Source organism: Undibacterium sp. Ji49W (assembly GCF_049340205.1).
Classification (GTDB): domain Bacteria; phylum Pseudomonadota; class Gammaproteobacteria; order Burkholderiales; family Burkholderiaceae_D; genus Undibacterium.
Window position 1 is genome coordinate 324,223 of record NZ_JBMPOW010000003.1, and the last position, 11,329, is coordinate 335,551.

The 11,329-nt window shown below is 53.3% G+C and carries 11 protein-coding genes; 8 read left to right on the forward strand and 3 right to left on the reverse strand.

Features of this window, described 5'->3' with window-relative positions; genetic code table 11:
- Window positions 1-564 precede the first annotated feature (564 nt).
- The gene (locus ACO0LK_RS05660; RefSeq protein ID WP_422972982.1) at window positions 565-1,356 is read left to right on the forward strand and encodes a potassium channel family protein; all 792 of its coding nucleotides are present in this window, start codon (window positions 565-567) and stop codon (window positions 1,354-1,356) included.
- Here the strand turns inward: ACO0LK_RS05660 and ACO0LK_RS05665 are convergent.
- Entirely contained in the window at window positions 1,346-3,004 is a 1,659-nt protein-coding gene (locus ACO0LK_RS05665) for an isovaleryl-CoA dehydrogenase (RefSeq protein WP_422972984.1), read from the reverse strand. The genes ACO0LK_RS05660 and ACO0LK_RS05665 overlap by 11 nt on opposite strands.
- Window positions 3,005-3,106: 102 nt before the next feature.
- On the opposite strand from ACO0LK_RS05665, the gene ACO0LK_RS05670 reads away from it, so the two are divergent.
- The 6 genes from ACO0LK_RS05670 (at window position 3,107) to ACO0LK_RS05695 (ending at window position 9,102) form a co-directional block, all read left to right on the forward strand.
- A complete protein-coding gene (locus ACO0LK_RS05670; protein ID WP_422972986.1) occupies window positions 3,107-3,736 on the forward strand; it encodes a TetR/AcrR family transcriptional regulator in 630 nt (209 codons plus the stop codon).
- Between the two features lie 18 nt (window positions 3,737-3,754).
- Window positions 3,755-6,124, forward strand: a complete 2,370-nt coding sequence (locus ACO0LK_RS05675; protein ID WP_422972988.1) for a DNA polymerase III subunit gamma/tau — start codon at window positions 3,755-3,757, stop codon at window positions 6,122-6,124.
- A gap of 79 nt (window positions 6,125-6,203) precedes the next feature.
- The gene (locus ACO0LK_RS05680) at window positions 6,204-6,530 is read left to right on the forward strand and encodes a YbaB/EbfC family nucleoid-associated protein (RefSeq protein ID WP_110253135.1); all 327 of its coding nucleotides are present in this window, start codon (window positions 6,204-6,206) and stop codon (window positions 6,528-6,530) included.
- 2 nt (window positions 6,531-6,532) lie between these two features.
- Window positions 6,533-7,129 (forward strand): recombination mediator RecR, encoded by a 597-nt coding sequence (recR, locus tag ACO0LK_RS05685; protein WP_422972990.1) that lies wholly within the window; start codon window positions 6,533-6,535, stop codon window positions 7,127-7,129.
- An 11-nt stretch (window positions 7,130-7,140) separates the two neighbouring features.
- A complete protein-coding gene (locus tag ACO0LK_RS05690) occupies window positions 7,141-7,806 on the forward strand; it encodes a hypothetical protein (protein ID WP_422972992.1) in 666 nt (221 codons plus the stop codon).
- Window positions 7,807-7,851: 45 nt separating this feature from the next.
- The gene (locus ACO0LK_RS05695; RefSeq protein ID WP_422972994.1) at window positions 7,852-9,102 is read left to right on the forward strand and encodes a CaiB/BaiF CoA transferase family protein; all 1,251 of its coding nucleotides are present in this window, start codon (window positions 7,852-7,854) and stop codon (window positions 9,100-9,102) included.
- Window positions 9,103-9,277: 175 nt separating this feature from the next.
- Here the strand turns inward: ACO0LK_RS05695 and ACO0LK_RS05700 are convergent, their stop codons facing one another.
- Window positions 9,278-9,877: a MarC family protein gene (locus tag ACO0LK_RS05700; protein WP_422972996.1), complete on the reverse strand. Its 600-nt coding sequence runs from the start codon at window positions 9,875-9,877 to the stop codon at window positions 9,278-9,280.
- Window positions 9,878-10,006: 129 nt separating this feature from the next.
- Window positions 10,007-10,657 carry an isoprenoid biosynthesis glyoxalase ElbB gene (gene elbB, locus ACO0LK_RS05705; protein WP_422972998.1) on the reverse strand — a complete coding sequence of 217 codons (651 nt, stop codon included), beginning with the start codon at window positions 10,655-10,657 and terminating at the stop codon, window positions 10,007-10,009.
- Between the two features lie 451 nt (window positions 10,658-11,108).
- Here elbB and ACO0LK_RS05710 point away from each other — a divergent pair, with 451 nt between their 5' ends.
- Window positions 11,109-11,309 (forward strand): DUF1289 domain-containing protein, encoded by a 201-nt coding sequence (locus tag ACO0LK_RS05710; RefSeq protein WP_186946628.1) that lies wholly within the window; start codon window positions 11,109-11,111, stop codon window positions 11,307-11,309.
- Window positions 11,310-11,329 lie beyond the last annotated feature (20 nt).

Here is an 11,329-nt window from a genome sequence, read left to right on the forward strand (position 1 = left end):
GGCTTCCAGCCTGATATACAAACATTGATTTAGAACTCATTTCATAAATAGGGGTGAGATGCGTTTGCCTCATAACGTGGGCTGGCAAGGCGGACGAGGCAGTCAATAGCGGTGCTATTGATAACGAGTCCAACGCAGTCCAGCGCGCGTTATGAGGCAAACCCTTCGGGAGCTGGCGATTCGGGCGCATTGCAGCGTTGTGCCGCTTGCTAAGGCATGAGCCTTAGCTGCGCGTCGCGCCTTGCACTGCATCCCGAATCGCCTTGCTCGCACTCATCCCTATTTATGAAATGAGTTCTAGTCAAATAACCGCCGCCAAGGTCATCTGACCGGGCGGTGGTGTCGCCAGGGCAGTGCTGCCCATTGCCATTGCATTCCCTCATTTGCATCAAATTTGCGCAATCACAAGATGGCGCATGACTGCTTCATTAATGATGGCGTTAATCAACAATAGACTGGGCAAGGTCTGCGTGTATGCGTCAGTACCATCTCATTGTTGTAATAGCATTAATTATTCTCTGTGGCAGGGTATGTGTGCAGAGAGGGTGTTTTTGGTGAGGGCCGATGAAATTCCCCGTTACACAGCGTTTCTGGACCTGGTTCACGCGTCCCTTGTTGCTGGCAGGTCTATTTTTGACCATACCGGCTTTCTATCTTTTGCTGGGTGGGATGGTTCCTGCTGCCCATATTGCCGGACAGGTCTTATACCTTGTCGCTGCATTGATCATGGCAGTAGATACCAGGCTGCAATGGCAAAAACATAAGCGTATGAAGCGGCGCCGGGGCAAGTTGCTGCTGGATGTATTGATTATTGTGGGCAGCATACTCAGTGCAGTGCCTGAGGATGAAAACTGGGGCACGCTGGAATGGCTATTGCGCCTTGCTTTGTGCGCCGCAATTTTGCTCCGCCTCGCCACATTGGTGTTGCAGAATATGAAGCCAAGTCATCTGGTGCAGATGATAGGCCTGGCCATACTGATGTTGAGTACCGCAGGTGCGGGCTTTTATTGGCTGGAACCTAACGTACATAGTTATGCCAACGGTGTCTGGCTGGCATTCACGACAATTGCGACAGTGGGTTATGGTGATATTGTGCCGTCGACACCGGCATCCAAGATATTTGCGGTGTTTATCGTTTTATTGGGCTATGCCATGTTTTCGATAGTGACCGCCAATATCGCCGCACTTTTTGTGGAAGAAGAGGAAGCGAATCTGGAGCGGCAATTGCATGCCGATATACGCTCCCTCAGCCGTGAAGTCGCCGCACTGAGGGAAGAATTAAGAAGTCGCGACCATCTTTTTATGCAATATGAAAGGGCAAAAAAAGAGGGGCGCGACCAGCAGGTCAGTTTGTGAACGCATTGGCGATAATGCTTTCCTGTAGGGTCGTTGGTATGCCACTATCCAGGCTGCCATATATCCTGCCATATATCCTGCCATTACTGCCATCCAGGCGGCTATGTACAAATGCGCAGGCAATATCGGATTGCGCATGCTCACACATGAGAAAAGCCTGGGCGGTCAATACCAGTTTTTGCGCAATGCGACGGGCACTCATTTCTTTCTGTTCTGCTGGCAACTGCAAATCGGCCTGCAATTGTTGCGCCATCTGTCGTACTTCTTGCGACTGTGATCCGGCCCATTGTTGCAGCAGCAATTGCGTGCCCACAGGATCACGTTCCATGGCCCTCAGTACATCCAGGCACATCACGTTGCCTGAACCTTCCCAGATGGAATTGACCGGTGCTTCGCGATACAGGCGGGCCATCGGGCCACTCTCCACATAGCCATTGCCGCCCCAGACTTCCATACATTCGCCAGTAAACTCCAATGCGCGCTTGCATATCCAGAATTTGGCGGCGGGAGTCACTATGCGCCGCCAGGCGCGTTGCAGCGGGTCATCAGCATTGTCCAGCGTCGCTGCCAGATGCAGCATCAGACGGGTGGCGGCTTCGCTTTCCAGCGCCATATCAGCCAGGACATTGCGCATCAGTGCCTGTTCGACCAGTTTCTTGCCAAATGCACGACGATGGCGTGCATGATGTATCGCCTGTACCAGCGCCTGGCGCATCAGTGCTGCACTGCCTATCACGCAATCAAGACGGGTCAGGTTCGCCATTTCTATGATGGTCGGAATGCCCCGGCCTTCATTGCCTACCATGACGCCGTAGGCATCCTGAAATTCAACTTCGCTGCTGGAATTGGATTTGTTGCCCAGCTTATCCTTTAATCTTTGCACGATAACGGCATTTTTGCTGCCATCTGGCCGCCAGCGCGGTACAAAAAAGCAGGATAAGCCCGCTTCAGTAGTTGCCAGCACCAGATGGGCATCGCACATGGGGGCGGAGAAAAACCATTTGTGACCAGTAATGACATAATCAGTGCCGCGTCCACCAGTACCGGTGGCGATTGCCTTGCTGGTATTGGTGCGTACGTCCGAGCCTCCCTGCTTTTCTGTCATGCCCATGCCTATCAGCATCGATGTCTTGTCGGCAACGGGCAAATCACGGGCATCATGTTCATTCGAATACAGCTTGTCTTTCAGGTCAGCGAACAGACGCGCTTCATTTTGCAGCACGGGTATGGACGCAAAGGTCATGGTGGTCGGGCATAGCGAGCCGGATTCCACCTGCGCCTGCATAAAATAGCCGGCGGCTCTGGCAACATGGGCGCCTGGACGAGGCGTGTGCCAGGGGCTGGCATGCAGGCCCTGTTTGCGCAACAAGCCCAGCAACTGATGCCAACTGGGATGAAAGTCCACCCTGTCTATGCGTTTGCCATGACGGTCATGGGTATGTAATAGCGGCAGGTGGGTATTTGCCAGGGCGCCCAGTTCCAGTACTTCACGGCTACCCAATTCTTTTCCGGCTTCCAGCAGCGCAGCTTGATTCCAGTCGGCCTGATAATGACTGGTGCCTGTCATTAGAACCTCATCACTAGAGAAAATATTGTAGTCTTGCAGGTCTGGAGCCTGATTGCTGATTTCATGGGTTTGCCATTGCATGGTCGCCTCGTTCCGCAATTGAATTTACTTATAGTTTAGCGTGATGCTTGCGTTCAGATGTTCGCCTTTCCCAACATGCCGCCCGGCGGTAGATAAAAACAGATGACAGAGACTGCCAGCCCATTGAAATTAAGGCGCAAGCCGGTTCAGCAACGGTCCAGAATGACGCAATTGGCGATTCTGGATGCCTTTGTTCGGCTTTTGGTAGAAAAAAACTATGCCGACTTGACCATGCGCGATATCGCCCTGGTGGCAGGGGTAGGGTTGGGTACGCTGTATGAATATTTCCCCGGGAAAAAGTCCATAGCAGCACATTGCATCCATGAACGCTTCAAAAGCATAGGTACGCAAATGCGCTTGTGGATAGATTCACAACGCGGCCAGAGCTTGCCAGACCTGGTGCAGTTCATGATAGAAAAAATCATACAACTGCATGCAGAAAAAACCGATGAATGGTCAGCCCTGATTTTTCTGGAGCGGCAAATATCCGATATCCAGGCTTATAGCGTCCTGTATGGTCAGGTCGTGGCTATCTGGGAGCAGGCTTTTGCTGCCAGTAGTGACCGCGCCAGATATCTGAAGGTTAGTCCGGAAGTGGTGCATGCAGCCATTTACGGTGTGCTGTATCAGACCCTGATGTTGTCGCCACAGAGCCTGCAAGATGCTGATTTTCGCTTGCATATGAAAAACTTGGTGCTTGGATATCTGCAAATCAGTGGTCAGTCCGCCTGAATAAGGTAAAATCGCAAGATGTCCTATCAAGTCCTCGCCCGAAAATATCGCCCAAAGAGCTTTGAAACGCTGGTTGGGCAGGAGCACGTGGTTCGTGCCTTATCTCATGCGCTTGAGCAGCAGCGGCTGCATCACGCCTATTTATTCACAGGTACACGCGGTGTCGGCAAAACGACCTTGTCGCGCATACTGGCCAAATCCTTTAACTGCGAGACCGGCATCACTGCCCATCCCTGTGGTGTCTGCGAAGCCTGTACGGCAATTGATGCTGGCCGCTTTGTTGACTATATAGAAATGGATGCCGCGTCCAATCGCGGCGTTGATGAAATGGCTTCGCTGTTGGAACAAGCTATTTATGCTCCGTCGAATGCACGTTTTAAAGTGTATATGATTGACGAGGTGCACATGCTGACCAACCACGCTTTCAATGCCATGTTGAAAACGCTGGAAGAACCGCCTGAACACGTCAAATTCATCCTGGCAACGACTGATCCGCAAAAAATCCCGGTCACGGTCTTGTCGCGCTGCCTGCAGTTCAACCTCAAACAAATGCCGCCTGGTCATATTGTCGGTCATCTGGACAATATCCTGGGGCAGGAGCAGATAGAATTTGAATTGCCTGCCTTGCGCCTGCTGGCTCAAGGGGCCCATGGTTCCATGCGTGATGCCCTGTCGCTGACGGATCAGGCAATTGCTTACGCTGCCGGCAAGGTGACTTTGGATGCGGTACAGGGCATGCTGGGCGCGTTGGATCAATCGTATCTGATTCGCCTGCTCGACGGCCTGGTTGCGCAGGATGGCAAGGCCTTGCTGGACGTGGCAGATGAAATGGCTGCCCGCAGCCTGTCTTATAAGGCGGCCCTGCAAGACCTGGGTAGTTTGCTGCACCAGATTGCCATTGCACAACTGGTGCCGGCAGCTGTTGCCGATGATATTCCTGAGCGTGAGCAAGTCTTGCGTCTGGCACAGTGTTTTGCCAAAGAAGAAATTCAACTGTTTTACCAGATTGCCGTACATGGCCGCAATGAGCTGGCACTGGCACCGGATGAATATGCCGGTTTCAGCATGACCTTGTTGCGCATGCTGGCATTCAAGCCCACAACGGGCGAACAGGATGCGATTCCACCAGCCGGTGGCAGACCGTCTGCACCACAGGCATTGCCATCGAATGCCGGGGCAGGTCGCGCTGCCCTGGCGGGCGGGTCTGCTCCTGTCGGCATGATGGCAACATCGGCACCGGCAGCACCAACAGTACCAGCCGCACCGGCATCGACATCGATTGCAGGCAAGGCGCCTGTTGTCACGCCTCAGGCCGCAGCAGCCAGTGTGCCTGCGGTGCCGACAACAACACCGATAGCAGCTACCCCGGCAACACCTGCCACTGGCGCACGTCAAAGTCCGGTACTGGCGGCACTGGCAGCAGCCCGCGCGGCCAGCGGCAAACAGACGCCAGGTGCCAGGCCTACACCTGCACCCACAGCCGTTGCCGATAAGGCCCCCGTACCGGCTCCGGTCGCAAAAAATGTCCCTGCGCCAATCCCGGCACCAGTAATGCCTGCCGCCGTAGTTGCACCGGCACCAGCCATGCCAGTGCCTGCGGTAAATGCAGTGCCGACGGCAACGCCAACTCCTGTGCCATCCGTAGCGAGAACACCGGTATCTGCACCAGCCCCCATGATCGCCGAGCAGGATGCGCAATCTGTTGGCATGGACGACATGCCGCCGCCCTGGGATGAAGAAATGTTCTTCGAGCCAGCAACGGCCAAGCCTGTAGTAACAGGCAGTACTGCTTCGCGACCTGCCATGCCTGCTGCCAGACAAGAAGATGAAGGCATGCTCGCCGTCAGTAGCAGTAGTGTAAATAGCAGTAGTAGCATAAGCAGCAGGCAGGATGATGTCAGGCCGGCAGAAAAAACAAAACCGGAAACCGTTGCGGCCAAACCGGAAGCGCTTGGTGCCATCGTGGCAGACCGGCAGATTTCCAATCTGCCAGTGCCAGAGTTGAACTGGGATGGCTTATGGCCGAATCTGGCTGCCAGTCTGCCCATGCGCGGCGTCGCACAGCAATTGGCGCAGCAAAGTGAGCTGATCAGTTGCAGACAGGATAGCAATGCCCATGTGTTCCGCTTGCGGGTTCCCTTGCCGACCTTGTTGTCAGCCGGTAGCCTGGACAAACTGACTGCGGCCCTGTCAGAGCGGTTTGAAAAAAATATCCGCGTTGAAACGGAAATTGGTGCAGTCGAACAAACTGCCAATGCCCAGGCTGTAGCTGAGCGCGAAGTGCGACAGCAACAGGCCGAAGCTTCCATACAAGGCGACTCTTTCGTGCAGACATTGATGCGCGAATTTGGTGCCACCATCGTCACAGGTAGCGTCAGGCCGGTTTAATCCGGTTTCATGCAGCGAACAGCGTACCTGGACACTTATTTAATCTACATATCTACTTAATATCCTCGGAGAAATTCTTATGATGAAAAATCAACTTGCCGGTTTGATGAAACAAGCCCAGGCCATGCAGGACAACATGAAAAAAGCCCAGGATCAACTGGGTCTGGTAGAGGTCGAAGGCCAGGCTGGTGCCGGCCTGGTCAAGGTCGTCATGACCTGCAAAAACGATGTCAAGCGTGTCACCATAGACCCGTCACTGCTGGGCGACGACAAGGACATGCTGGAAGATCTGGTCGCGGCTGCCTTCAATGATGCCGTACGCAAGGCAGAAGCAACATCGCAAGAGAAAATGTCTGCGCTGACTGCTGGTATGCCTTTGCCACCTGGCTTCAAAATGCCGTTCTGAGTGTGAAGAAAATCGGTAGTCTGGATGCCTTGTCTGAGGCTTTGCGCCGCTTACCCGGCGTAGGGCCAAAGTCTGCCCAGCGCATGGCTTACCACCTGCTACAGCATGACCGTGAAGGTGCGGCCCTGCTTGGGCAGGCGCTGACGCATGCAGTGGAACGCATACAGCATTGCGCATCCTGTAATACCTTCACGGAAAGTGAAATCTGCGAAACCTGTCTCGATACGGTGCGGGATACCAGTATGCTGTGCGTGGTCGAAACGCCGTCTGACCAGATGATGATAGAGCAGACCCTGACCTACAAGGGTCTGTATTTCGTCCTGATGGGCCGTTTGTCTCCGCTGGATGGCATAGGGCCGAAAGACATACATCTGGAAAAGCTGATCGCCCGCGCAACTGACGGTGTTGTCAGGGAAGTTGTGCTGGCTACCAATTTCACCAATGAAGGCGAGGCGACGGCCCACTATATCAGTGAAAATCTCAAGGCCCGTGGCTTGCAGGTTAGCCGACTGGCACGCGGCGTCCCGGTCGGTGGCGAGCTCGAATATGTCGATGCGGGCACCATCGCGCGTGCCATGCTGGATCGTCGGACAACCTGACGGTAGCTGCCATGTTCCTGATCTCCAATGAGCAAAAGAAGCAGTTGCGGCAGCAATGGCTGGACCTGATCCAGGGCCTGGCCGGCAGCCCGGTCCAGGCCGAACAAGCCTGGACCCTGCTGGACAGGCATTATTCGGAACCCCATCGCAGTTATCATAATTTTTCTCACATCCAGGCTTTGTTGCAGCATGCAGACAAGATGAAGGCTGAGATACGTGATTTTGCCGTTGTTGCGCTGGCGATCTGGTTTCATGACATTATCTACGATACCCGTGCCAGCAATAATGAACTGAAGAGCGCTGAACTGGCAGGTGAGATATTGAGTCGCCTTGAAATTGATGTGCTTGTGATACCTAAAGTACAGCAATGTATTCTGGCAACAGCCAGGCATGAAGTGCCGCAGTTTAAAAACCAGGCGCATGATTTGCCGCTCTTTCTCGACCTTGATATCGCCATACTGGGCGCGGTGCCGGATATGTATCAGCAATACAGTCAGGCCATACGCCACGAATACCGCTGGGTAATGGCACCTATGTACCGGACTGGCAGGGTCAAGGTACTGAAACGTTTTGCAGAGCGTGAGCAGCTATTTTTCACCCCAGGCATGGCAAGCCGCCTTGACACGCAAGCGCGCGCCAACCTGCAGTGGGAAATCAAGAAACTGACCTTTTTCTGAATGATGGCGTCACAAGAATGAAACCGCAAGCATGAAACCACAAGCATGAAACCACAAGCAAATACACATGGCCCGCTGGCTGGGATCAAGGTTCTTGAGTTGGGGACGCTGATAGCCGGACCTTTTTGTTCCCGCATGCTGGCCGAATTCGGGGCCGAAGTGATCAAGGTCGAAGCACCGGATGGCGGTGACCCCTTGCGTCAGTGGCGCGTCCTGAAAGATGGAACTTCACTGTGGTGGAGTGTGCAGGCAAGAAACAAGAAGAGCATTACCCTCAACTTGAAGCAGCCAGAGGCACGTGAGATCGCCAGAAAACTGGCGCTCGAAGCGGACATCATCATCGAAAATTACCGCCCAGGCGTGCTGGAAAAATGGGAACTGGGATATGAAGATTTAAAAGCCATCAACCCGGCCACCATCATGGTGCGCTTGTCCGGCTACGGCCAGACAGGCCCGATGAAGGATTTGCCTGGCTTTGGCGCCATCGGCGAATCCATGGGTGGCTTGCGCTATGTGTCTGGCCATGCAGACCGGCCACCGGTACGGGTCGGTATTTCCATCGGCGATTCGGTTGCAGCGCTGCATGGTGTGATTGGTGCCATGATGGCATTGCGTCATCGTGATGTTAGCGGTGGTCGCTGGAATGGCAAGCAGGGTGATGACTGTGTGGCGGGCCAGGGGCAGATGGTCGACGTTGCGCTGTATGAGTCGGTATTCAACCTGATGGAATCTTTGGTGCCGGAATTTGATCATGCCGGGGTGGTGCGCGAACGTACTGGTGGCGCCTTGCCAGGTATCGTACCATCGAATACCTATACCACGGCAGAGGGCGAGAATATCGTCATTGCCGGTAATGGTGATGCCATTTTTCACCGGCTCATGAAAGCCATAGACCGGCACGATCTTGCGAATGACCCAGGCCTGGTGCGTAACGACGGGCGGGTGCCTCGTACGGCAGAAATCGATGCTGCAATTCAGGACTGGTGTTCGGGGCGTGACATAGATGCGGCCTTGCAGATACTCAAGGCCGCAGATGTGCCGGTAGGGAAGATATACTCTGTACGCGACATGATGAGTGATCCACAGTTCCTGGCGCGGCAGATGTTTGAACAACATGCATTTGACGATGGCACACCCGTCAAGGTGCCAGCCATTACGCCCAAAATGTCGGTGACACCAGGCCAGACGCAATGGCTGGGCCCACGCCTTGGTCAGCATAATCAGGAAATCTTGCGTAGTCTGGGTTACAGTGACGCCGATATCGCCAGCATGAGCGCCAATAAAATTATAGGATGAGGAAGACAATGAACCGCCAGAACCTGAAACAATTCCTGATTGCCCTGGCCCTGTTTTTACTCGGCTACTTTACCTTTAATCATTGATTTACTGAGCATTGATTTACTGAGCACTGATTTACTGAGCACTGATTCATAGATCATTGATTCAAAAGCACCGCTGGCAGGCAAGCCTGCTATAGGGTTTTCAGATAATCCCTGATTCCTGCCAGCAGCATTTCTACCGACATCGCCGTCAGTATCAAGCCCATCAGGCGTTCAAACGCCGTCATGGCACGCACACCCAGTACTCTTTGCATGCGTTCGGCGCTCAGCAAGACGATCAGCCACACAACCGCAACCGCAGTCAGCGCGGCCAGATGCACCATCATGTCTTGTTTACTGTCGGATGAAAACAGCAGCACGGTGGCCAGTGCCGAAGGTCCGGCCAGGGCAGGGATGGCCAAAGGGACGATAAATGGTTCATGCCCGTCTTCGACTTCACCGAAAATTCCGCCTTCCTGTGGAAAAACCATGCGCAAGGCGATCAGGAACAAAATCACGCCACCACCTATGCGCAATGACACTTCGGTTAGCTGTAGCGCCGTCAGGAAATGCTTGCCAAAAAACATGAACAGCAACAAAAGGGCAAAGGCAATTGCACATTCCCGTACTACAACGCGCCAGCGTCTTTCCGGGGCAACATGCGACAAGGCACTGACAAAAATCGGGACGTTGCCAAACGGGTCAGTCACCAGTACCAGTAAAATCAGTGATTGGAAAAAATCTTGTGTCATGCAGGCCTTGTTGTGAGGCAAAAAAATAAATCAGGGAACTCGGTTTGAACAGTGATACCAGTTTTGAACTGGTGCCCGATGAAATCTAGTCGGTGAAAGATTGTGGAAGTAAGATGGCCGAACCAGGCACTAAATCAGTGCCAGCGTGGCTTTGACTGCGGCTTCAATGCCGGTGGCAGCATCTGCAATATTCTCTGCCAGCATATAGGCGGGTGTGCTGACCAGTTTTTTGTCCTTGTCGATGACAAATTCCTCGACCGGACAACTGATATGCTGCCCGCCCATGGCCGTGATGGCGGCGGCAGTTGCTTCGTCTGTACCTATGGTGACAACAGTTCCACTACCATATACATGCGGGATCATGGCGGGAGCTATGCAGATATAGCAAGCCGGTTTGCCTGCTGCGGCGACGGCTTTGGCAAAACGCAATACGTCTGCCTGTATCTGACAATCAGCCCCCTTGATGGCAAAGTCAGACAGGTTTTTGGCTACACCAAAACCACCGGGAAAGAACACCGCTGCATAATCGGCCACGTTGGCTAGTGCTATGTCCTTGATCTTGCCGCGGGCTATGCGTGCAGATTCAACCAGTACATTGCGTGTTTCGCCAGGCGCAACCTCGCCAGTCAGATGATTGACGACATGCAACTGTGAAATATCCGGTGCCAGAAATTCTGGCTCAGCACCTGCCCGGACCAGAGCCAGCATGGTCAGCACGCTTTCGTGAATTTCAGCGCCATCGTAAACACCACAACCTGACAATATGACGGCAACTTTCATGATGAGTTTTCCTGAAGATGATTAGGATGATTAGGATGATTAGGATGATTAGGATGATTAGGATGATTAAAGGCTGAAGCATAATTTTCCTGCCGAAGCCTGCCGCATGTCAACAAAACCCGGACTGTCTCGGAAAATAGAGTATCTGTACCAATAGTTTTCGGTGCATTTATATTACTATTTGTCAGCAATAATGCAGCAGGAGCGCAGCAAAAACGCAGCAAAAAGCGAACGCCCATCTTATTATTGGTATGCGGTGTATATTCTGTCTGCAGAATCCCTTGGAACCTGTTTGCGATCTGTAGCGAGCGTGCGTCAGCGGGGTGAAGAGCAGCGCAAAAAGCGGAATGTACTCTAGTACATGAGCATTTTGAGCAGCGCATGAGCCCTGATCACGCTCGCGCAGTAAGATCGCGAACAGGTTCTTAATAAGTGCAGGAACGTTTTAACAATGACAGTAATAAAGACAGATAGCAAAGAACGCCCGGATACCCCCTGCGTTGCCGTTTGCTCAACAACATTTGATGACGTATGTCGCGGCTGTGGTCGCACGGTTGCAGAAGTGGCAGAGTGGGTGTTTATGACACCTGAGCAAAAAGAAATCGTCTGGACCCGCATCCTGGCAGAAGGTTATCCACGCAGGAATACCTGAGCTTGCCCTTGCCGGTATCA

Excerpts from the sequence above, each read along its gene's own strand:
- ACO0LK_RS05675 (WP_422972988.1), top strand. The coding sequence starts at position 3,755 with ATGTCCTATCAAGTCCTCGCCCGAAAATATCGCCCAAAGAGCTTTGAA.
- ACO0LK_RS05700 (WP_422972996.1), bottom strand. The coding sequence starts at position 9,877 with ATGACACAAGATTTTTTCCAATCACTGATTTTACTGGTACTGGTGACT.
- ACO0LK_RS05660 (WP_422972982.1), top strand. The coding sequence starts at position 565 with ATGAAATTCCCCGTTACACAGCGTTTCTGGACCTGGTTCACGCGTCCC.
- ACO0LK_RS05690 (WP_422972992.1), top strand. The coding sequence starts at position 7,141 with ATGTTCCTGATCTCCAATGAGCAAAAGAAGCAGTTGCGGCAGCAATGG.
- ACO0LK_RS05695 (WP_422972994.1), top strand. The coding sequence starts at position 7,852 with ATGAAACCACAAGCAAATACACATGGCCCGCTGGCTGGGATCAAGGTT.
- ACO0LK_RS05680 (WP_110253135.1), top strand. The coding sequence starts at position 6,204 with ATGATGAAAAATCAACTTGCCGGTTTGATGAAACAAGCCCAGGCCATG.
- ACO0LK_RS05665 (WP_422972984.1), bottom strand. The coding sequence starts at position 3,004 with ATGCAATGGCAAACCCATGAAATCAGCAATCAGGCTCCAGACCTGCAA.
- ACO0LK_RS05710 (WP_186946628.1), top strand. The coding sequence starts at position 11,109 with ATGACAGTAATAAAGACAGATAGCAAAGAACGCCCGGATACCCCCTGC.
- ACO0LK_RS05670 (WP_422972986.1), top strand. The coding sequence starts at position 3,107 with ATGACAGAGACTGCCAGCCCATTGAAATTAAGGCGCAAGCCGGTTCAG.
- elbB (WP_422972998.1), bottom strand. The coding sequence starts at position 10,657 with ATGAAAGTTGCCGTCATATTGTCAGGTTGTGGTGTTTACGATGGCGCT.